25 protein-coding genes are annotated in these 20,514 nt (G+C 39.8%); 14 read left to right on the top strand and 11 right to left on the bottom strand.

All coding sequences use genetic code 11. The features are described 5' to 3' along the window. Positions 1-25: 25 nt before the first annotated feature. The 6 genes from P8610_RS03720 to P8610_RS03695 form a co-directional block, all read right to left on the bottom strand. On the bottom strand, positions 26-751 hold the full coding sequence (locus P8610_RS03720; RefSeq protein WP_394603133.1) for a hypothetical protein: 726 nt from the start codon (positions 749-751) through the stop codon (positions 26-28). A 15-nt stretch (positions 752-766) separates the two neighbouring features. Then, positions 767-1,051, bottom strand: coding sequence for a hypothetical protein (locus P8610_RS03715; protein ID WP_394603132.1), 285 nt, complete (start codon positions 1,049-1,051; stop codon positions 767-769). A gap of 90 nt (positions 1,052-1,141) precedes the next feature. Beyond that, complete coding sequence (locus P8610_RS03710; protein WP_394603131.1) at positions 1,142-1,900, bottom strand: IucA/IucC family C-terminal-domain containing protein; 759 nt, start codon at positions 1,898-1,900, stop codon at positions 1,142-1,144. Then, entirely contained in the window at positions 1,875-2,693 is an 819-nt protein-coding gene (locus tag P8610_RS03705) for an ABC transporter ATP-binding protein (RefSeq protein ID WP_394603130.1), read from the bottom strand. The genes P8610_RS03710 and P8610_RS03705 overlap by 26 nt, the downstream gene beginning before the upstream one ends. Before the next feature lie 16 nt (positions 2,694-2,709). Further along, positions 2,710-3,753, bottom strand: a complete 1,044-nt coding sequence (locus P8610_RS03700) for a FecCD family ABC transporter permease (RefSeq protein ID WP_394603129.1) — start codon at positions 3,751-3,753, stop codon at positions 2,710-2,712. Further along, positions 3,750-4,751, bottom strand: coding sequence for a FecCD family ABC transporter permease (locus P8610_RS03695; protein WP_394603595.1), 1,002 nt, complete (start codon positions 4,749-4,751; stop codon positions 3,750-3,752). The genes P8610_RS03700 and P8610_RS03695 overlap by 4 nt, the downstream gene beginning before the upstream one ends. A gap of 197 nt (positions 4,752-4,948) precedes the next feature. Between P8610_RS03695 and P8610_RS03690 the strand changes: the two genes are divergently transcribed. The 7 genes from P8610_RS03690 (at position 4,949) to P8610_RS03660 (ending at position 10,396) form a co-directional block, all read left to right on the top strand. Further along, positions 4,949-5,908, top strand: coding sequence for an ABC transporter substrate-binding protein (locus P8610_RS03690; RefSeq protein WP_394603128.1), 960 nt, complete (start codon positions 4,949-4,951; stop codon positions 5,906-5,908). A gap of 655 nt (positions 5,909-6,563) precedes the next feature. Next, a complete protein-coding gene (locus P8610_RS03685) occupies positions 6,564-6,890 on the top strand; it encodes an MFS transporter (protein ID WP_394603127.1) in 327 nt (108 codons plus the stop codon). Further along, a complete protein-coding gene (locus P8610_RS03680) occupies positions 6,857-7,786 on the top strand; it encodes an MFS transporter (protein WP_394603593.1) in 930 nt (309 codons plus the stop codon). The genes P8610_RS03685 and P8610_RS03680 overlap by 34 nt, the downstream gene beginning before the upstream one ends. Positions 7,787-7,892: 106 nt before the next feature. After that, positions 7,893-8,315: a DUF1992 domain-containing protein gene (locus tag P8610_RS03675; protein WP_289496030.1), complete on the top strand. Its 423-nt coding sequence runs from the start codon at positions 7,893-7,895 to the stop codon at positions 8,313-8,315. 11 nt (positions 8,316-8,326) lie between these two features. Continuing rightward, positions 8,327-8,701, top strand: a complete 375-nt coding sequence (locus P8610_RS03670; protein WP_394603126.1) for a cupin domain-containing protein — start codon at positions 8,327-8,329, stop codon at positions 8,699-8,701. Positions 8,702-8,791: 90 nt separating this feature from the next. Continuing rightward, entirely contained in the window at positions 8,792-9,727 is a 936-nt protein-coding gene (locus P8610_RS03665; RefSeq protein WP_394603125.1) for a magnesium transporter CorA family protein, read from the top strand. Between the two features lie 336 nt (positions 9,728-10,063). Beyond that, complete coding sequence (locus P8610_RS03660; protein WP_289496027.1) at positions 10,064-10,396, top strand: hydrolase; 333 nt, start codon at positions 10,064-10,066, stop codon at positions 10,394-10,396. Positions 10,397-10,415: 19 nt separating this feature from the next. Here P8610_RS03660 and P8610_RS03655 read toward each other — a convergent pair whose 3' ends face one another. Together P8610_RS03655 and P8610_RS03650 are read right to left on the bottom strand one after the other, a co-directional pair. Continuing rightward, entirely contained in the window at positions 10,416-10,631 is a 216-nt protein-coding gene (locus tag P8610_RS03655) for a hypothetical protein (RefSeq protein ID WP_394603124.1), read from the bottom strand. A 44-nt stretch (positions 10,632-10,675) separates the two neighbouring features. Then, positions 10,676-11,335 carry a deoxynucleoside kinase gene (locus P8610_RS03650; protein ID WP_394603592.1) on the bottom strand — a complete coding sequence of 220 codons (660 nt, stop codon included), beginning with the start codon at positions 11,333-11,335 and terminating at the stop codon, positions 10,676-10,678. A gap of 167 nt (positions 11,336-11,502) precedes the next feature. Between P8610_RS03650 and P8610_RS03645 the strand changes: the two genes are divergently transcribed. From P8610_RS03645 to P8610_RS03630, 4 genes are all read left to right on the top strand, one after another. Then, a complete protein-coding gene (locus tag P8610_RS03645) occupies positions 11,503-11,991 on the top strand; it encodes an NUDIX hydrolase (RefSeq protein WP_394603123.1) in 489 nt (162 codons plus the stop codon). Positions 11,992-12,006: 15 nt separating this feature from the next. Next, complete coding sequence (locus P8610_RS03640) at positions 12,007-12,639, top strand: DsbA family oxidoreductase (protein ID WP_394603122.1); 633 nt, start codon at positions 12,007-12,009, stop codon at positions 12,637-12,639. A gap of 580 nt (positions 12,640-13,219) precedes the next feature. Beyond that, positions 13,220-14,443, top strand: coding sequence for an MDR family MFS transporter (locus P8610_RS03635; RefSeq protein WP_394603121.1), 1,224 nt, complete (start codon positions 13,220-13,222; stop codon positions 14,441-14,443). A gap of 18 nt (positions 14,444-14,461) precedes the next feature. After that, positions 14,462-14,836 (top strand): VOC family protein, encoded by a 375-nt coding sequence (locus tag P8610_RS03630; protein WP_289496022.1) that lies wholly within the window; start codon positions 14,462-14,464, stop codon positions 14,834-14,836. Positions 14,837-14,941: 105 nt separating this feature from the next. On the opposite strand, the gene P8610_RS03625 is transcribed toward P8610_RS03630, so the two are convergent. Further along, positions 14,942-15,277 carry a toprim domain-containing protein gene (locus P8610_RS03625; RefSeq protein ID WP_289496021.1) on the bottom strand — a complete coding sequence of 112 codons (336 nt, stop codon included), beginning with the start codon at positions 15,275-15,277 and terminating at the stop codon, positions 14,942-14,944. Between the two features lie 268 nt (positions 15,278-15,545). Between P8610_RS03625 and P8610_RS03620 the strand changes: the two genes are divergently transcribed. Both P8610_RS03620 and P8610_RS03615 read left to right on the top strand, forming a co-directional pair. Further along, positions 15,546-16,490 (top strand): hypothetical protein, encoded by a 945-nt coding sequence (locus P8610_RS03620; RefSeq protein WP_394603120.1) that lies wholly within the window; start codon positions 15,546-15,548, stop codon positions 16,488-16,490. Positions 16,491-16,816: 326 nt separating this feature from the next. Beyond that, entirely contained in the window at positions 16,817-17,218 is a 402-nt protein-coding gene (locus tag P8610_RS03615) for a hypothetical protein (protein ID WP_394603119.1), read from the top strand. Between the two features lie 26 nt (positions 17,219-17,244). Here the strand turns inward: P8610_RS03615 and P8610_RS03610 are convergent, their stop codons facing one another. Together P8610_RS03610 and P8610_RS03605 are read right to left on the bottom strand one after the other, a co-directional pair. Continuing rightward, positions 17,245-17,721 carry an NUDIX domain-containing protein gene (locus P8610_RS03610; RefSeq protein ID WP_394603591.1) on the bottom strand — a complete coding sequence of 159 codons (477 nt, stop codon included), beginning with the start codon at positions 17,719-17,721 and terminating at the stop codon, positions 17,245-17,247. 79 nt (positions 17,722-17,800) lie between these two features. After that, positions 17,801-19,276 carry a methyl-accepting chemotaxis protein gene (locus P8610_RS03605; RefSeq protein ID WP_394603118.1) on the bottom strand — a complete coding sequence of 492 codons (1,476 nt, stop codon included), beginning with the start codon at positions 19,274-19,276 and terminating at the stop codon, positions 17,801-17,803. 134 nt (positions 19,277-19,410) lie between these two features. Between P8610_RS03605 and P8610_RS03600 the strand changes: the two genes are divergently transcribed. Continuing rightward, complete coding sequence (locus tag P8610_RS03600) at positions 19,411-20,286, top strand: hypothetical protein (protein ID WP_394603117.1); 876 nt, start codon at positions 19,411-19,413, stop codon at positions 20,284-20,286. Positions 20,287-20,514 lie beyond the last annotated feature (228 nt).

Raw genomic sequence — 20,514 nt, 5'->3', positions numbered from 1 at the left:
CTAGCCGGGGGCTTATTTTATGTGGTTAGCATAATTTCTGAATTTGTAGCAGTTCCTTGTTGTAAGGAATATCTTTCATGGTCGATGCCCAGAGATTTCCGAGCAATCGAGGCATCATCTGATCAGACGGAATTGTACCGTTATGCTGGAGAAAGTACTGAAAATACAATAAATATAGCCACGAAGAAACGGGGAATAAAATTTCATCTGCATATTCTCGACTCTCTGTTATCGTTGTAAAAGAATGTGATTCCCATCCCGAAATAAAACGAGAACGTTTACCAGCAAGTTTCGATTCTATGTAGTGAAGAGAATGAGCAACTTGCGGATCATCATCACCATCAGCATGGGCTAACCGCGATTGCAATTCCAAGGGTATTGGATCGAGATTTTCAACCTCAGCTATGACATGACATAACCCTTTATCATAATGGGAATTTAGCGGTTTCAATTCGTAACTCTCCAGCATCTCAACAAAGGATAACTGCTCTGACGGAATTTCAGCATAAGGCGGTGCATATGTTTGCCTGCCATATTTTATTTCATGAAGTGTCTTTTTTTCAAAGGAAGAGCAGACATACCACGTATCGTTTTCATCTTTAAACAAACGTTCGCCTGTTTCAAGGGAATAACCTGCAAATAACCCTCTCTTCGAAAACTCGTAGTGAGGAAGGTCTTGCTCTATTAACTTACTCATTGTTTGTTCATTTGGCGTTTCAACCGCTGTCATTACAAAGATAGTAATCCGCAAGATCGTCACATTCCTCTAGTTTTTGATTTTTTGAAAGGTATCTTTTAACCCTGTAAATCCCTCTTTAACTGCTGTAAAACTATTTTTCTTTTGATAAATGTCATAACGCAGATAATCTTTTTTTTCTTGAAGAAGCTGCTGCTGTGTTTTCACATCGTTCATTCGTGCTGTGATGCTGTCACCGGTGCTCTTCATTTTTTGAACCGTTCCCATTGATTCTTTTACAGCTTTAATGCCAGGAATGAGAATAAATAGTGCCGCAGCAGCACATAAAGCTAGAAAAATCCATAACCACATCATTACCATCGCCTCCAATCAGTCTATCTATACTAAAATACCCGGAAATGCAGTTTAAAAAACTAAAAAAATCGAGGAAAGTAATCCTCGATTTTATCGCTTTGGACAAGTTGAACAACAAGTCCCGTTTTCAGTTTTGTAATAAAGGCAGCATGTTTTTCGAGTCTTTGTTGGTCCGCATCCAATGGGAGCTTTGAAACGTTGAAACGGGTTTTTAGTTACTCCAAAATGGAATGGTGTTGCATCCATAAAGAATGAATAATCATCTTGAATGCGCTGTTTTACTTCAGGTGGATGATCTTCACTTAACCAAGTTTCATAAACCCAGCGTATGTATATCCACGCATTTTCCCAAAGTGTAGCTTTTGAGATGCGCGCAGAGCTTGCCACATGGTTTAGCATTATAGAGATATTCTCTTTAAAAAGTGTTTCAATAACACTTGAACGCCAATCTTCTCTTGATTCAGTAGATATACGAGCTGATGCATCTTTTAAGGTAAAGGATGGCAGCCACATGCTCTCAGAGTTGTGGTCGATGAGATATACGTTTTTAATGTTCATATCAAACGATTTATTAAGCATCGTCATGCCATACAAACATGATGTTAAGCTGCAATAAGCATATCTTTTAAAGAATAATGATGCTGTTACGGCACGTTTATTAGATCCGATACGAGGCCCTGTTTGGTCTAAAAAATGGAGCAAGTTTTCTTGATTCAGCAATTGTTCAGCAGAAACCACCACTTCATTCTCATATGGAGCCTGGAAAGAGAAGCGATAGTTTGAACTGATATGATTTTTTTCATCAGCGGTCCAACCGTATGATTTAGGCGTACTGAGGAGTATTGACATGTCGCACGACTCGCCCCTTTCCAAATGGAATACACATTGGTGTGCCGAAAACTGGGTCTGGAATCACAGTGCTCGACATTTGAAAAACGTCTTCTACTAATTGTTCATTCATGATTTCTTCAGGAGCACCTTGAGCGTAAACCGTTTTATCCTGAATGGCCACGATATGATGTGCATAGCGGCAAGCCAGGTTTAAATCATGAAGTACCATCACTATTGTTCGCTTTTCTTTTTCATTTAACTCAAACAAAAGATCGAGTATTTCAACCTGGTGTGTCATGTCTAAGTAAGTAGTTGGTTCATCAAGTAAAATCGTATCTGTTCCTTGGGCGAGTGTCATCGCAATCCATGCACGCTGGCGCTGCCCGCCTGAAAGGGAGTCGACTGGTGTTTCCATAAATGGAATCAGGTTCGTTGCACGCAAAGCATTCATGACAGCTTTTTCGTCTTCACGTGACCATTGCTGAAGCCAAGATTGATAGGGAAAGCGTCCTTGCTTCACTAGCTGCAGCACAGTCAAGCCTTCAGGAGCTATAGGCCCTTGTGGCAGAATGGCTAACTCTTTAGCTACTTGTTTTGTAGAGCGCTTTGCAATATCTTTTCCATTTAATAAAACATGACCGTTTTTAGGAGATAACAGCCGTGCCATTGAACGTAACAGAGTGGATTTGCCGCATCCGTTGCTTCCGATCAAGACGGTGATTTTACCTTTAGGAATCTGTAAATCCAGCTCGTCAATGATCGGTTCTTTTCCATAAGCTAACGTTAGGTTTGAGGTTGTTAAAACAGCCATCTGTCATCCACTCCTGTTATTGGTTTTTAAATAAAAGATAGATAAAGTACGGTGCGCCGATTGCCGCTGTAAAGACCCCAGCTGGCACTTCTAAAGGTGAGAAAAGTGTTCGTCCTGCTAGATCAGCCAAAACAACCATGATGCCGCCGATCAAAGCTGATGCAGGAAACAAACCGCCAAACGATGACCCCGTAATTCTTCTTGCAATATGAGGTCCGATCAGACCAACAAACCCCATTGCTCCTGCAAAAGCGACCGCTGAACCTGCTAGAGCCGTACATACCATTAAAAGCATGAATCGTTCACGGTGAACAGAAATTCCTGCTCCTTTTGTCAGGTCATCACCAAAACCTTGGATGTTCAATCGTCTAACAAGAAGGACCAGTATGGGCATCAACCCCAGAAACCATGGCAATAGTGCTTTTACTTCGTTCCATGAAGTGCCATACACCGTTCCTGTCAGCCAAATCGTCGCTTGACTCGCTCTATAAATCGGTCCGATCAACATCATTAGAGTTGTTAATGCTTGTAATAAAGCCATAAGTCCAATGCCGATTAAGATCAGCCTTATGGGGGTTACACCGTCTTTCCATGCAAGACCGTAGATTAAAAAAGCAACGATCGTCGCACCTGCAAATGCAAACAGCGGCAAATAATTAATGCTTAACAAAAGGTTGTTGGCATCATCACTGAACATGGTTAGGAAAGCTACTGCAGCAAAGCCAGCGCCGCCTGTAATCCCGATCATATCGGGTGATGCGAGCGGATTGCGTATGATTCCTTGCAGTATAGCACCTGAAAGAGCTAGAGATGCACCTGCAATGAAGGCTACTAGAACTCTTGGAAGTCGAAATTCCGTGATAATCAGCTTATTGATATCAAGACCTGTACCGATCAATGCATGAAAGACATCCCATGGTGCGATGTACATGTCACCAACACCAATGCTTATAAGCATTGCAAGAAGTGCAGCAATCGATAAGACAAGAATGCCAATTGCCGTTTTTTTATCAACTAAAAAAGAAAATGATTTACGCTGTATAATCCAGTACTTTCTCATTTTTGAAAAATTCCTTTTCGAACAATGTAGATGAAGAAAGGTGTTCCAATCAGTGCCGTAACGACTCCCACGGGTGCTTCTTCTGGCATGATAATGTAACGTGCACCAATATCTGCTGCAACAAGCATGATTCCGCCGATCACAGCAGAATACGGGACAATCCAGCGATGATCACTTCCTACTAGGTATCTTGCAAAATGCGGCACAACAATTCCTATAAAACTAATGGGTCCTGCAATTGCAACCGATCCTCCAGCTAGCAAGACTACCATTAAAGCGGCAGCTAATTTAAAGACGACTGTTTTTTGTCCTAAACTAACCGCGACATCTTCACCAAGTGCGAATGTGTTTAGCTGGCGTGATAAGAGGGCTGAGATGATCCAAGCCATTGCAAGAGCAGGCAAAACTGCAGCAAGCATGGAAAGTTTTCTTCCTTCTACTGAACCTGCCAGCCAAAATAAAACTTCATCAAGTGCTTTCTCATTTGTGACGAGCATCCCTTGTGTAAGAGAAGCGAATAGAGCAGCCATTACCGCACCTGCTAACGTTAACTTAACAGGTGTAAGTCCGCCTTTACCGGCAGATCCAAGTGCGTAAGCCATCCCTGCTGCCACCGCAGCTCCTAGAAAGCCAATCCACATAAACTGTTGAATGGATGAGATTCCTAGAAAAGTAACACCAAACACTATAAAAAATCCTGCCCCAGCATTTACTCCAAAAATATCTGGTGATGCGATTGGGTTACGGGTTAGCGCTTGCATGAGAACACCGGCAATTCCTAATGAGATGCCGACTGCCATACCTACAAGAGAGCGAGGCACTCTAGATAGTTGAATGATTAAATGTTCGTTCGAGCCGTTAAAGGCGGTATAAGCCTCAATGGCTTGTTTTAATGAGGTGTTTGTGTAACCAAGCACAACACTCAGCACCATTACAATGAGCGCTAAAATCACACCCAGAATCAAGCCAGCAGCTTTTCTTTTATTTCCATATAATATTCCGTTCATGTGATCCTCTTTTTTATAATGAAAAATATTCTCAATTACCAGTTTAAGAGGAAAGCAGGAATCTGTCAATGACTTTGAAAATCATTATCATTTAGTTATTGACAACGGATTCAGAACATATTATGATACGAGTTGTAATTGATTATCATTATCATTTGCGTAAACATAAAAAGGGGAGAGAAAATAGAATGAAAAAGAATACATACAAATGGCTTGCGTTTGCAGCTGTCCTAACTCTTATGCTTGCTTTAGCAGCTTGCGGCGGAAAAGATAAAGCGAAAGAAGAAGAGAAATCAGAAGGAGCTTCAGCTTCTTATAAAGTAGAGCACGCGATGGGTACAACAGAAGTTAAAGAAAATAAACGCGTTGTCGTTTTAACAAACGAAGGAACTGAAGCAGTACTTGCTCTAGGTGTAAAACCAGTTGGTGCGGTTAAATCTTGGTTAGGTGATCCTTGGTATGACCACATTAAAGGTGACATGAAAGACGTAGAAGTTGTAGGTGACGAGAGTGCGGTTAACGTTGAGAAAATAGCAGCACTAAAGCCAGACCTAATCATCGGTAACAAACAGCGTCAAGAGAAGCAATATGATGAACTAAGCAAGATTGCACCGACTGTATTCTCAGAAGAGCTGCGCGGTGATTGGAAAATCAATTTCGAATTATATGCAAAAGCGTTAAATAAAGAAGAAAAAGGGAAAGAAGTTTTAGCGGCATTTGACCAACGTATTGAAGACATGAAGAAAGAAGCGGCTGACCAGCTGAAAACAGAAGTATCAGTAGTACGATTCCTGCCTGGAACATCTCGTATTTACCACAAAGATTCATTCTCTGGTGTAATCCTTGATCAACTTGGTTTTGCTCGTCCTGGCGACCAAAGCAAATCTGACTTTGCTGAAGAAGTAACACAAGAGCGTATCCCTGATATGAACGGAGACATCCTGTTCTACTTCACATATGAAGCTGGAGACGGGAAAGCGACTGAAACAGAAAAAGAATGGACGAACAATCCGCTTTGGAAAAACCTTGACGTTGTGAAAGCTGGAAATGCACACAAAGTAGACGATGCGATCTGGAATACAGCTGGCGGTGTTAAAGCGGCGAACCTGATGCTTGATGACTTAGAGAAGTATTTCTTAGAAAAATAATAGTTGTTTATGAAGGAGGGAAGCGAGCAGTCGCTTCCTTTCTTTTTATAAAAAGCAGTTGTCTTATTCATTGTTGCTTTTGAAAGTAGTCGATTTCCGTTTCAGGTTGCTCGCTTTCCGCGGGGCAGGCGGTGAGCCACATTCGTACGTTTCACGTATAAGTGTCTCACCTGCCCGCCTGTCCCGCAGGAGTCTCGCTACCTTACACTCCAATCAACTTTTTCAATGAAGAGAAAGAACATTCGAAAGCCGGAATCTGTTAAATGTGTGCTATATTAAAACAATTTTTTCTAAGAGCTGTTTGGGCAATCTATGTTGCTCTAGAAAGTGATTGATCTCCGTTCGTATTTAGGTTTTACGGTACGTGTTATTATATTTGGTACACATCCGCGCAGGTAAAAGCTTCTTACGTGCAGTATAACCCTGTTTTCACGCGCGTTCTCCTTGATCGCGCGCAGTTTTGTTAAATTCACACGAAGTAAAAGCTTTTTTGCGCGCACCACACCCTTTTTCAATGGGATCTTAATGTCAACTTTCATAGAATATTCGTAGCGGAACTGCAACCACCCTAAGATCCTTCAACTAGTGATCGTTTTTGCCATTAAACTTCCTTATAATAAATGTAAAAAGATAAAAATTTAAGGAAGAAAACATTATGAAGTTATCTGGGGAGATTTTTCGCAATAAAAGCTTTCTTTACTTTTGGTTAAGCTCGATATTAACAGCAATGGGCGACAGTATTTTTATGATTACCCTGATGTGGCTGCTCGTTCAGTTATCTGGGTCACCTGTTATTGTAGGGACATACATATTACTTGTGACATTAACAAAGTTTTCTTTTATTCTTTTTGGTGGAGCAGTTGTTGATCGGTTTTCAGTAAGAAAACTCCTAATCGGTTCTGCTTTAGGAAGAGGTGCTATCTTACTTCTTCTGTTTCTTGTCATCGCATACGCACAGCCGCCGATCTACTTTTTTACATAACAGGTGTCCTCTTTGGACTTATTGATGCGATAAGTGAACCAGCGGGCATCACCTTTAGAACACGTCTCGTGCCTGAAAAGCATTACACACAATCGATGAGCCTTCTTATGATGGCAGGACAGGCATCTGGAGTAGCAGGGCCGATTTTAGGAGCTATGCTTTACGCCCTTTATGGTGCTAAAATGGCTTTTCTAATTAATGGAGTAGCCTTCTTCGTCGCTGCGGGTTTGTTTCTTTTTATACAAGTTAAAGAGGAAGACAACAAGGAAGGGCATACATCTTTCTTTTCGGGGATTAAAGAAGGATTCACGTTTTTCATAAATGCTCCTGTACTTGCGACTATGGCAGTATTTGCGTTCTTTGCAAATGCGGCGGTTGGAGCTGTAATGGTCAGCTTGCCTTTTCTTATGAAAGATTTAGACTTTGGCATTAAAGGGTATGGTTGGGCGCAAACGTCACTTGCAGTCGGAAGTGTGATAGCTGCTATCGTATTTTCTTTATTCGTCATCCAGAAACCAAAACCGTATATGACGCTATTAACATGTTTTCTGCAAGGTGCCAGCATAGTATTAATAGGATTCTTTTCTAGGGAACTAGCTGTTTTGTTATTGCTTCTTTCGTTTGTAGGCTTTTTTGAAGCAGCTGTTAATGTTATTGCTCCGAGTGTAAACCATGCGCTTATCCCACCAAAACTCTTTGGGCGCGTAATCGGAATTATGGTAATCATTATGGGGATTTCCGAACCGATTGCAGCAGGAACGGCAGGGCTACTTATTGGAAAAATAGGAGCCGCAGATGTTTTTGTTTGGGGTGGATTAATGGAGATGATAGTGGCTGTAATCGTGTTTTCACTTCCATTCATACGCAACTTTAGACCAGAAGATAAGCGTTCTTAATATGTACACATTTTGTCTACAGAACTGCCATATTTTTTCCAAGGGGATAAAGGAAATAAACATAATGTATAAGTAAGAAATAAATTTATTCCTGGAGGTTTTTACAATGAATAAAAAACCGTCATTTGAAAAGGAAATACAAAAACGAGAAATCTTAATGAAGGACGAGCAAACGAATGCCTGGTTTTACGAAGATCATATAACAGCAATCGTGAACCGAGCGAAAAAAGAGGGAGCTTTTGATCATCTCGAAGGGTTTGGCAAACCTCTCAATATTGATGAAGATCTTGTGTACAATCCGGAAAAGCGTCTTCATAAGATTATGAAAGATAATCATATATTACCCAGTTGGGTGAAACTTGGCCAAGAGATAGACGTATTAAAAGAAGAACTCAAAACATATACGGTTGAATATAACATCAAAAAAACAGTAGAAACCATTAACCAAAAAGTGTTTCAGCATAACTTAACATGTCCGCCAACTGCACAGCGGATGAAAGTAAATCTGGAGGACATTTTGAAGAAATAATCGGAGGGTGTATGTCGAAAATAAGTACGTTAAATGCAGAACATTACCAATGGGGAGATGCATGTGATGGCTGGTACCTTCTTAAGCAAGATGATTTAAGCATCATTCATGAAAAAATGCCTCCTCAATCAGCTGAAGTAAGGCATTATCATGTGTTTTCGCATCAGTTTTTCTTTTTATTAAACGGTGAACTTCTTATTGAAAAAGATGGAGAGGAAATAATACTTGGTGCTCATCAAGGAATAGAGATACCTGCAGGAACTACTCATCAAGTCCGTAACGAATCAGATCATCCTGCTGAGTTTCTTGTAACATCTCAGCCGCCTGCTCATGGAGACAGAGTGGTTGTGAAAAAAGTAAAAAGCATCAGCACGGTGACCCTTTAATAGCAAAAGGGTCTTTTTTCTATCTGAAATCTTTAGACATGACTGTTCAGTATCAGGGAAAGATAGTAAAAAAGTAATTGGAGCAAAAAGATGCTTAAATACTCAAAAGCCACAAATAAAACAGAGAGAATTGAACATTTTGAAATGCCTAAAGAGAATAATACCCTTTGGATGTTCTATCAGTCTCCTCAAGAATTGCAGAGCGACAGCGTTTTGCAGCAATTACAGCTTCATCCATTAGCCGAAGCTGCTTTCACAAGCTTTTCAGAACATCCACAAATAAATGTTTATGCTAACCATGCTGTTGTTTCCACTTTTTATTTAGAGACAAAGAAATTAGAGCCCATTCGGATTAACCTATTAATTGGTGAGCAGTATTTGATTGTATTGGCCGAACGGGAGATTCCTTTCAGGGAACAGCTCGTAAAAGATTTCACGGACAATCCGGAGCATATGAAACATGTGAGCTACATGCTGTATTATTTCATGAAAGATATTGTTAGCTCATATTTAGAAGTCGTTGATCAGTTGTCAGATGAGTTCCTAGAGCTTGAAAAAAGTGTGTTCATTGATCCGCAAAAGCGGGAGATCGGGCGAGACGTATACCGATGGAAAAGCCGTCTCCATAAGCTTAGACAATATGTTGAAGCGGAAGAGAGCATTATTCAAAAGATGGGGCACGATGACTTTGAGTACGCGAATGAAGAGTCTGGTTTTTACTTTAAAGATCTGCTTTCCTCTTTCTCCAGAGTAACAGCAGCCTTTGACAGTTTTAAGGAAAATTTGCAAGGTATTTTAGATCTTCAGATGTCTTTAAAATCTGATCATATGAACACCATTATGAAAACACTGACGCTCGTTAGCGCGGTCTTTATTCCACTCACCTTTTTAGCAGGATTATACGGAATGAACTTTGAGTATATGCCTGAACTGAAATGGCATTACGGGTATTTTTCGATGTTATCGCTATGCGTAGTAATGTCCATACTCATCATCGGCTATTTTAAGAAAAAAAGATGGTGGTAGTGTTACATATGACTCTGTTCTTATAGGGTTGTTGCTTTCAAAGCTTATTTTTATCCTCTTCTGTGGACAGTTGATTGAGAAATTTCTATCAAAGCAAGCAACGAGGAATTCTACATCGGTAGGGTTTACTTATAGACGCACGAGCAAGAATACTTCCTTAAAGCAGGCAGGTGAGATACTTAAGAGTGGAACGTACAAATGTGGCTACCGGCCTGCCCCGCGGATAGCGAGTACCTTGAACGTAAATCAACCACTCCCAATAAAAACAAATTTTACGAAAACAGTCCACATAAAAAACAGTAAGAGGCGGAAAATAAGGAAAAGGAGGCGGCACGCTTGGAAAAACGGCCTTACTATATAAACGTGGAATCCGGTGAAATTCTGCCAATTAAAACGGCTTCGACTTTTCAGTTTGAAATATCAGCATCAGATGAAGACGTAAGAAAGCTTGCAAAAATGTTTGATGAAATGGAGAGTACGGCAAATGATACATTCGTTCGTACACATCTTCCTTATGTACCCTATTCCAATGATCGCGATAACGACCGGTATGATGTGAAGTTAAGAGAAGTTTATCAGCTAATACATGATTTAGGGCAGGAAGAAACGCGGAATTTCATAGAGACCATGAGTAATTGGGATCAAGTAAAAAGGCCAGAGACTGAGTAATCTCTTGGCCTTTACTTTTTTAATAAACGAAAAATGCGATGTAGATGATGATAATTACGACTGCTGTAAAGCCGATATACGTCAAAAATATAGGGTTAAGAACTGCTGTATGTCTCGTAACTGCAGCATTTACTTTATCTTGTGTATACGTTTTTTGCTTTCTTCCAATTTGAATCGTCCACCAAAGTCCACCAGCCAAAATTAGAACAGACAATATTAGGATTAGTGTAAACAAACGTTTTCACTCCTTACATCTTGTTTATTCTAGCTTTTGTGAAATCAGCGGGTTTCATGCATCAAGACGGAAGGTTCATTCAATGAATCAAGACGGTGAAGTTCGTTTTTTACGAGCGTTAAAATTCGTTCTTGATCTGTTTCATCAAAAATATTGTATTGATCACTTTCGATTCTCAATACCGCTGTTTTGTCGTAAGCGGAAATCCAGTCTTTATATTTAGCGTGTAGGGTTTTGTAATACGCCAGTAATTCAGGATTCTCATCCACTTGTTCATAAGAACGGCCTCTTTGTCGGATACGGTTTAATACCGTGTCAAAGTCACTGTCCAAATAGATGAGTAAATCAGGACGTGATTTTGGGGTTTTGTCGATCTCGTTCATCATCGTTTCTAGTAGATCCTTGTAAGTGTCAAATTCAAGCTGAGTCATATTGCCAGAATCAAAGTTAAGTTCGGCAAAGATTAAGTCTTCATAAAGACTTCGATCCAGAACATTATCTGGACTCGTTCTCGCTTGGCGAATGGTTTTGAATCGTGTATTTAGGAAATAAATTTGAAGCGGAAAAGCCCATCGCTTCGGGTTTTTGTAATAATCGGGTAAAATAGGGTTGTCAACAACGCTCTCGTAAAAAATCTCGCTGCCAAGCTGATCACTAAGAAACTCAGCATATGTGGACTTACCCGTACCGATCATACCTGCCATTAAAATCACGGTATATCCTCCGTTTCAATTCGTTACTTATGTAAGAAATAAAAATGAATAATCTATATGTGGTATGTAGGGCTTTAGAGCCTTTCTAAATATATCATGTAATAGAAAAGGTGAACAGAGGTTGTTTGCTGATCACAAAAATATATGGGGGAATTTTCATGCAAGAGTACACAGTATGTTTTATACAACGTAACCAGCAACTTCTGCTTTTGAACCGTATAAGAGCTCCTCTCATGGGTTTGTGGAACGGTGTAGGAGGAAAGATTGAAAACCAAGAAACGATAGAGGAAAGTGTGTTGCGTGAAGTTGCAGAAGAAACAGGGATAGAAGCTAAACAAGCAGATTATAAAGGAGAGGTGATCTGTGAAGGAACTTGGGGGAAGCTGCATCTCCATTTTTTCTGGATCAATCTACCTGATAAATTTATATACCAAACTCCAGTCGGAACGGATGAAGGGCTTTTAGACTGGAAAGACATTCTATGGATTCTGCATCCTGATAACTTAGGCATCGTAAATAACCTCCCTGTTTTGATTCCTGATATGATGAAATCGGACAATCCGCAAACATATCACTTGAATTATGACGATATGGGAAAGATAATTAGCGTCTCAATCAATTCAGCTATTCATAAAATAGAGGCGTAAGTAAGGGGAATAAAAATGACGATTAAAATAAAAGTTTACTCGGATTTTGTTTGTCCGTATTGCTATTTAGCGGAAACACCACTACTTGAAGCAACGAAAGATAAAGATGTTGATATCGAATGGATGCCGTACGAACTGCGTCCATATCCGCAAGAAACATTGAAACCAGAAGGCGACTATTTACAAAGATCGTGGCAGGAATCCGTTCAGCCTCTTTCAAAAAAAATGGGTGTTCAAATGATCCTGCCAGATGTCTCGCCTCAGCCGCATACACATTTTGCTCATGAAGGTCTTCTTTTTGCAAAAAGGCATGGTAAGGAAAAGGAATATACTCATCAAGTTTTCAAGTCTTTCTATCAAGAAGGAAAAAATATTGGAGAGGTTAGGGTGCTTCGAGAAATTGCCGAAGAGGTTGGTCTTGATGGTGAAATATTTCAACAAGCATTAGAGTCCCGTGAATTTAAAATGGAAAGAGAAATGTATTTGCAGCAAGCGAATGAAGAACTGCAAATTAAAGCTGTTCCTACCATCTTTATCGGTGACCGGGTATTAAAAGGACTCCATCCTCAGGCAAATATTGAACGAGCCTTAAGAGGTGCCCTCCGAGATGCGAAATTCGAGTTTTGTGAAGGTGACGAATGTGAATAGAATGTTGTTCTTGAAAGTGGTTGATTTCCGCTTTAGGTGCTTCGCTTTCCGCGGGGGGTGCGGTGAGCGTCCTAGCGCTTTGCACTTTTAGGAGGCTCACCTGACCCACTGTTGGAGTCTTGCACCTTGCTCTTCAATCAACTTAAAAGAGAAGAGATTCGAACATAATACCTCTTAAGCATCAATAATTTAAAGAGAAAAGAGCCTTTTAAAAGGGATTAAAAAAGAGCGCTTCGAAGGATTTCCTTCTTAGCGCTCTTTTTCGTTCTTAACAATGAAAAAAGGGGGTTGTTGATAGGGATGTCTATAATATAGCAAGACAAAAAAGAAAATGGACGAATATGTGATTTTTTTGATAAACGTTATCACTTTGTGACAAAGTCGCGCTGACGGACTAAAGAATGCCAAACACAAAAGAAAAAAGCCCATTAGGGGAGGGCTTTTTTCGGGAAAGGGGGGTACACCATTATAAGACGTATGAGATGGTAGAAAGTTTCAAAGAATCCGAATTTTCTTTTCTGTTTTTTTGAAAAAAGTGATAAAGTAGAAAAACAGAACGGAAGAGAGAAGGAATAGATAGATGAGGGGTTTTCTAACGAAGTGGCATCCTGCTGTTCTAGTGATTGTAGCAGGCACCCTTTTTACAAGAGCGGCATTTTTTATGACAATGCCCTTTCTAGCGATTTATTTGTATAGTGTAAAAGGAATTGAGCCTGCTACAGTAGGTTTGATTATTGGCATCAGTGCCCTTACTGGAACATTTGGCGGTTTTTTTGGAGGCTATCTTTCTGATCGTATCGGGCGGCTGCCTGTAATGACAGTCGCTATTTTTACATGGAGTGCTGTGTTTGTTGGGTTTGCTATCGCAGATCAAGTGTGGCATTTCTTTTTGTTAAATATGTTGAACGGACTATGCCGATCTTGGTTTGAACCAATATCCAGGGCTTTGCTTGCAGATGTCACAACAAAGGAAAACCGTCTGCGCGTATTTAACGCTCGATATTTTGCTATCAATGTCGGTGCAGCAATCGGTCCTGTTGTTGGAACACAGCTAGGAACAACTTCCTCGACAAAAGCCTTCTATATCACGGCAATCGCTTATCTTTTATATGCTTTGGTCATCGTAATCACATTAAAAGGACATTCGTCCGAATTAAAAGCTGGAGAAGAAAGAAAGTTCTCCATGAAGTCAGCTATCCTTGTACTATCAAAAGACAAGGTGCTTGCATTTTTTCTGATTGGGAACACAATTGTAATGATGGCACAGTCACAAATGGATACTACACTTGCGCAATATATAAGTAATGCGCCGCAATTTAAAAACGGCGTTAAGCTTTTTGCTTATCTGGTCGTAACAAATGCTGTAACTGTCTTGCTTCTGCAGTTTCCTGTCACAAACTATGTCAAACGATTTCAACCGATGAACGCACTTAGGTTTGGAAGTTTTGCATTCAGCCTTGCGCTACTGGGTTTCGGTTTGTCGACGAGCTGGATTTTTCTTGTTATCTCTATGGTTTTTTTAACGGTTGGAGAAATTATAGTCTTTGTGATGAGTGATGTGCTTCTCGACGACTTAGCGCCGGAGCATATGAGGGGTACATATTTTGGAGCGATGTCATTTCGTTCTATAGGGTTTAGTGCAGGGCCTTGGATTGGCGGATTGCTACTAAGCACGTTTGGATTTGAACATGGATTTTACGTGTTTGGCTGCTTAACTCTTATTTCACTTCTGTCTTTACCGTTTTTTCAGTATGGAGAAGGTATTCGTAAATCACTTGCAGAGCAACAATCTGTTTCAACTTAAGAGAGGGGAATTTTAATAATGATTACAGGAATTGAACACACAGGTATTATGGTATCTAACATGGATGAATCAATCGAATTTTACACCAAGATACTTGGTCTCAAACTTTTAGATCGCTTTGACCACACGAGTGTTCCAGTAGAGTTAGCCTTTTTGGGAGTAAATGAAAAAGTACTCGTGGAATTGATCGCTGGTTATACTGGTGAAGTTACGAACGAAGGTAAAGTCCATCACATCGCGTTTTCTGTAACGAACATCGAAGAGAAGTATGAACAATTAATAGAAAAAGGTGTTGCGATGAAAGATAAAGAAATTACAGAACTTCCAAATGGAAAATACTTTTTCTTTTATGGTCCTGACGAAGAGTCGCTTGAGTTTTTTGAAAGTAAATAGAAAGAAAGACTGCAGAGATTTTCTTTGCAGTCTTTTTTGCGTTTTGTAAAGTTTGTTTAAAAGAAAAGGGTTATGAAATCGCCATAAAGAAATCCATGAACATACCTAGATCCCAGGGAGCGTTTCTTTTAAATACTGATTAGAGCAATATTCAACACCATATTTATAGCGATGTTCTCTTACATTGCGTGCTTTATTTGGATCAATATGAATTCGCTTGATCTCTGGATAGGTTTCCATGATTTTTAATGCGATTTTATCACCGGGCTCATCAGGGTCTGTTAATACATAAACTTCATCACAAAGGATTAATGCTTCTTCAATTGCTCTTCTCTCTTTAATACGAAACGAAATCCCGTTTAAAATGACAAAATGGGCATGGGGATGAACACTTTGCACTTTCAGTTGATCACTTTTGCCTTCAACGATGTATCCGGTCATAGCGCCTCCTGTAAAACTAAGATTCATTATAATTTTATGGAGAGCATATCGATAATAGTACAACTTCTACGGATTTATTTGGACAAAGAAAAGGAAGTGTATGTATTTGAAGAAGCTGATATTCATCTTAAAAATAATGATTTATAGCTTCTTTTGGCCCCTGCTTATATATGGCTTGTTTTTGTTGCTAAATGATATAAAAGGTTTATTAATAGGTGTTCTCATATTAATCCTTTGTTTCATCGTATTTTGTTTAGGGTTTATCGATTTGATGAAAGGAAACTCATCAACTGAAGTCAAACTGAAAAGGCGTGCCTCATTCTTTATTATTATTCTAATCGCGATATCAACCGTCTTCTTTTCTGTAACGAATTATGTGTTAGATACCTCATTATCTCAATCACTATCAGCTAGAGTGAAAAATCAATATTATCTGGAAGCGCTGCTTGTTGAAAAAGATAGGATCTTTGAAAAGATTTCGTTTTTAAAGACATTGGAAAATAAATCAGATCCTGCGTCATTTGTCTTTTATGAAAAACCTGATGACAACTTGGCGCTGGCAGCGCTTGTGCATATTCGAAAAGTGCAAGCTTACCTTAATAAACTGATTGACATTCACCAACCTGTTCCAGTCACGATTATTTTATATCGAAATCCTTTAATTTTTCAAAAGTACTTACCTTTCCATTCCTATGAAAATTTGCAAGCACTGTATGTTCCGTCTGAAGAAACGATCCACCTGCTCGTTACAAAACAAATGGACGGCGACCGAGAACGATTTCTAGAATTAATTGGTCATGAGTATACGCACCATTGGATTGTAAGTTATCTATCTGAAAATGGAATGGATAATCGGCACTTGCCAAGGTGGTTTGAAGAAGGAATTGCCGAATATGCGGGTAAACAAAGTGTTAGAAAAGTGCCGAACTTTTCACCGCTTAACTTAATACCATTTTCTCGCTTAGATTCTGTAGAAGAATGGGCATATGAAAACCGCCGTAATTCACCCCATCTACCGTATCGTCAAAGTTATTATGCGATTGATCAGCTAGTTCGTGACGGAAAAGAAGCAAAAATAAAAAATCTTTTGCTCAGCAATCAAGAAAACTTTTATAAATTGTTTCAAAAAGAAACAGGGATGTCCGTCATCGAGTTTGAGGTTCGTTTTCTTCGTGATGAAATGCGTCTATACAGAGAAATTAGAGGGGATTGAAAAAATAAATATTGAACCCAGCTAATAAAAAAAATTGACCCCGTTAAAAGGGTCAATTTCTTTATCTGCTTTTTAATTTACGTTTTATGATAGGCAGCAGCCTCTTTTTTCCTTGTTTTAATAAATAGGCGAAAGCCATGCCTTTAATTCCTTTGCTTATTCGTCCCATCTTTTCATCCTCCTTTTTAAAAACATAGGTGTTTCAAGTAATATACCCGAATTCTACCTGCTGCAATCCTTTTATTTCATTACGGGATACTTGTCTATACGTTTCAAGGATTAATGAATAAAGTAGAGAGAATACAATTTTTCAGGAGTTGAATTGATTGAATAATAGAGATTTTCCTTTCTTTCCTGGCCAAGGCGGACCAGGAGGCGGGCAAGGATTTGGCCCTTCAGGTGGCCCGCCAGGCGGACCTCCGGGTGGACCTCCAGGAGGCGGAATGGCTCCAACATCAGCACCACCTTCATTCACACCATCCCAGTCACAAGGATATAGCTTGCAAGGTGGCGGTGGAGGCCAACCGGGGCTTTACGCTATTGATCCAATTACAATAAGGCAATGTCTGTATCGATACGTTTATATTTGGCCGACATGGGGACCGGGTTTCTGGGCTTGGCTTACGTTTGCTAGACGCCGAACGATTGCAGGATACCGTTGGATTGGTTACCGATGGGTCTACTTCGGTATGGATACACGCCAAATCAGCTCATTTTATTGCTATTAAAAATAACCGCCAAAGGGCGGTTGTTTTTATGATTTTGGATATAGTGTTCGTCCCAGCACATCCCAAGAATGATACGTCTTCCTTTTAGTGGGCAAACTTTTTGATGATACATATTGAACGGCTTCCCATACGAGAGGGGAACACCAATCTTCTATTAATTCCTGAGGTTCAATCCACTGAATGCCGATTGAATCTTGAAGAGGTATGTCTGCAATAGGCAATTTGTAATCTTCATCAATTGTACATACATAATAAACAGCAGTATGTCGTGACAGATTCCACTGCTTGTAGTTCCACGGAAGTTCGTAGCAGCGTTCTCCCAGCTTCACGCCACTCAATACGTGATATCCTGTTTCTTCTAAAACTTCACGGACGACAGTCTCGTATTCTGATTCGTTTTCTTCAGGTGTCCCGCCAGGAAGGTCAAGTCGATTTTTATAAGGACCACCATTTTTTTCAATCACAAGCAGGTGTCCCGTTTCATTTAAACATATACAATAAATGCCCCTATGTGTATGGATACGTTACCCCTCCTGCATCAAAAACACCTTTTCACTTTAACATGAAAAGGCATTTAACTGTTTATTCTTTTACAAGATTATTCAGTTCTGAGGTTAGGGCCTCGAACTGGTTGAAGCTTTCAACTACTTCTTCCACACATCGATGCTGTTCTTCAACAGATGCTAGGACTTCTTCAACAGATCCACTTGATGTTTCTGCTATTCCTGAAACAGATTGGATTTCTCCAACAATATAACCGGTAGACTCGTACAATTGATTGATCAATTCTTGGACTTGTGAAGATTGTACGGCAACTTGATCGGTATTCAAAAGAATTTGGCTAAAGTTATCAGCAGTTTTCTGTGTTGCTTCAAGACTTGAAGTAACAACGCCTTGTGAACCGTTCACAAATTGAGCTGCCTGTTGAGCTTTACTGCGAATTTCTCCAAGGATACTAGCAATCTGTTTCGTAGAATTTTGTGAATCCTCAGCTAGACGGCGAACTTCATCGGCAACAACTGCAAACCCTCTGCCTTGGTCGCCAGCACGTGCTGCTTCAATAGCTGCATTTAAAGCGAGCAGGTTTGTTTGTGAGGAGATTTCTTCTATCGTCGTTAAAATGCCTTCGATCGATTCACTCTGTGCATTCAATTCGTGCATCAACGTATTCGTTTGGTTCATAAGTTCGTTTGCTTTTTTCATTTTTGAAGTGAGCTCGGATACTTGGTTTTCTCCAGCTTTTGTAATAGCTGCCGTTTGTTCAGATAGTTGTTTCATATCGTTAGAGTGCTGAAACAGTCCCTTTGCTACATCGTTTGTACTAGTTACCGATTGACTCATTCCGCCGACACTAACTGCCTGTGATTCTACGCCTTTTGCAACTTCGGTAAAAGCGTATGTGATGTTGCTTGAGATCTCTCCAGTTCTTGAAACGTTCTCTTTTACCGATTGGCTAAATCTATGCAGATTCTCTGATGCATCTTGGATTTTTGCTAATAAATGCTGAAGCTTCTTTTTGTCGTTTTCTGCTTGTTTTTCAGCGCTTAAAATATTCTCTTGCATTCGCTGACCCATTTTTGCTTGAGCGACAAGCGCCGCAGTAATAACGATTAGAAACACGTTTAATGATATGATTATTTTAGGGTCTTGTCCCGCAAACATTGTGTCTTTGTATTGAAAAAAGAAAAAATTCGTTAACAATAAACCGCAAATACCCGATAGTAAGATAGAAATGTAATTGTGATATAACGTGATAACAGCTAAGCAAACATAAGTCATGAGGTAAGTGGAGATCTTTGGATTAGAGTCTGCCATAATAATAGTCAGCAAAGTAAGACCAATCACAACATAATATTGAACAGCGTGGGGAGCCCATTTTCGATACGTCCATACGGTAAGTGAGAGAAGGATAACCAATCCGGCTATACCGTAGAACATAACACTATCGATGGTCTTCGTACTAGCATAAGTACTTCCTAGTCCTAGAAAATACATTCCCCATAACATTTTTGTAACAAGCTTGTTGGTTTGTAAATTTGAGGCAAATGAAGGATTCAAATTTAGTCATCTCCGTTTTAGAATGTATAAGTGCTGTTCATAATATCGACAATTTAGTAACAGAATTAAAGCCGATTTTTTCAAGAACGTAACAATTTTTTTCTATTTTCGTCTAATTTTATGAGGTGATTGTAATGACAAAAAAGACATGGACAATGATTTTGATAGCATTGATAGTAGTTATGCTCTCAGCATGTAACAGTGAATCGAATAAAACTGAAACGAAAGAACCCGTTTCTAAGACAGCTGAGCCAACACAAAAAGAAAGTAAGAAAGAAACAAAAGATGAACCAGCTTCAGAACCCGTATCTTCTATTGATGAAGAGGGTACGTACATTGGTCAGATCGATAATAATTCAATTGAAGTGGAAGCTGCAGGTGAGACTCTCGTTCTTCGTTTATCGGAAGAGGTAAGGGATTCGGTAGCGAATTTAAAAGAAGGATCAAAAGTACTCATTACGTATAAGAAGAATGAGAATGATCAGTGGCTGCTTGAGAAAATAACACCATCGGAAACAAGTTCAGATGAAGAGGAAGAAACAAAAATGCTAACTTACTCTGTAAACGGTACTTCTGTGGAAGAGGAAGCAGCACTTACAAAGAGTGAGCAGCTGGACTATCATTTTTATAAACTAGGTGACTTTGAGTTTACAGCGGAAGAACCGCGAAAAGATTTACTTTTTGCAACGGCTTTTGCTGAGACTTTCGTACGAATCGAGCCTCTCTCAGAAGATGCATCTATTGATGATCTGAAAGAATGGGCAAACGATGAACTGAAAGCGGTTGGTGAGGTAAAAGAAGTGAACGGGAGTGAGATAGCAGGGCCAGCGTTTGAATCTACTTTACTATTTATTACAGCTTCAAAAGATTCATTCAAGAAATACATTGTGATCCAGACCCTAAGTAATGGGGATAAGGTGAAATACACGGTGAATTTACCACATCATAAGAATAAAGAAAAATGGGAGCAAGCGATCTGGGCTATGCTTTCTACGCTTCAAACGAAATAAAGTGTTTCACCAACTTGGTTGCTCTTGGAAGTAGTTGATTTCCGTTCCGGGTTCTTCGCTTTCCGCGGGGCGATCGGTGAGCCCCCTGCCGCTTTGCGCCTTTAGTGGTCTCACCTACCCGCTCGTCCCGCAGGAGTCTCGAACCTTCCACTCCAATCAACTAGCCAATGAAGCGAATAAAGGACCATGCAAATGCATCACCATTATGTTAAAAGACAAATAAGAATC

Source organism: Fictibacillus sp. UD (assembly GCF_043558025.1).
Taxonomy (GTDB): Bacteria; Bacillota; Bacilli; order Bacillales; family Fictibacillaceae; genus Fictibacillus.
This window is presented reverse-complemented; position numbering and strand designations above follow the sequence as displayed.

What these genes read in the sequence shown, in the direction of transcription:
- P8610_RS03625 (WP_289496021.1), bottom strand. Translation starts at nt 15,277, where the DNA reads ATGACCGGATACATCGTTGAAGGCAAAAGTGATCAACTGAAAGTGCAA.
- P8610_RS03685 (WP_394603127.1), top strand. Translation starts at nt 6,564, where the DNA reads ATGAAGTTATCTGGGGAGATTTTTCGCAATAAAAGCTTTCTTTACTTT.
- P8610_RS03670 (WP_394603126.1), top strand. Translation starts at nt 8,327, where the DNA reads ATGTCGAAAATAAGTACGTTAAATGCAGAACATTACCAATGGGGAGAT.
- P8610_RS03710 (WP_394603131.1), bottom strand. Translation starts at nt 1,900, where the DNA reads ATGTCAATACTCCTCAGTACGCCTAAATCATACGGTTGGACCGCTGAT.
- P8610_RS03635 (WP_394603121.1), top strand. Translation starts at nt 13,220, where the DNA reads ATGAGGGGTTTTCTAACGAAGTGGCATCCTGCTGTTCTAGTGATTGTA.
- P8610_RS03675 (WP_289496030.1), top strand. Translation starts at nt 7,893, where the DNA reads ATGAATAAAAAACCGTCATTTGAAAAGGAAATACAAAAACGAGAAATC.
- P8610_RS03705 (WP_394603130.1), bottom strand. Translation starts at nt 2,693, where the DNA reads ATGGCTGTTTTAACAACCTCAAACCTAACGTTAGCTTATGGAAAAGAA.
- P8610_RS03630 (WP_289496022.1), top strand. Translation starts at nt 14,462, where the DNA reads ATGATTACAGGAATTGAACACACAGGTATTATGGTATCTAACATGGAT.
- P8610_RS03650 (WP_394603592.1), bottom strand. Translation starts at nt 11,335, where the DNA reads ATGGCAGGTATGATCGGTACGGGTAAGTCCACATATGCTGAGTTTCTT.
- P8610_RS03665 (WP_394603125.1), top strand. Translation starts at nt 8,792, where the DNA reads ATGCTTAAATACTCAAAAGCCACAAATAAAACAGAGAGAATTGAACAT.
- P8610_RS03715 (WP_394603132.1), bottom strand. Translation starts at nt 1,051, where the DNA reads ATGATGTGGTTATGGATTTTTCTAGCTTTATGTGCTGCTGCGGCACTA.
- P8610_RS03700 (WP_394603129.1), bottom strand. Translation starts at nt 3,753, where the DNA reads ATGAGAAAGTACTGGATTATACAGCGTAAATCATTTTCTTTTTTAGTT.
- P8610_RS03645 (WP_394603123.1), top strand. Translation starts at nt 11,503, where the DNA reads ATGCAAGAGTACACAGTATGTTTTATACAACGTAACCAGCAACTTCTG.
- P8610_RS03640 (WP_394603122.1), top strand. Translation starts at nt 12,007, where the DNA reads ATGACGATTAAAATAAAAGTTTACTCGGATTTTGTTTGTCCGTATTGC.
- P8610_RS03600 (WP_394603117.1), top strand. Translation starts at nt 19,411, where the DNA reads ATGACAAAAAAGACATGGACAATGATTTTGATAGCATTGATAGTAGTT.
- P8610_RS03690 (WP_394603128.1), top strand. Translation starts at nt 4,949, where the DNA reads ATGAAAAAGAATACATACAAATGGCTTGCGTTTGCAGCTGTCCTAACT.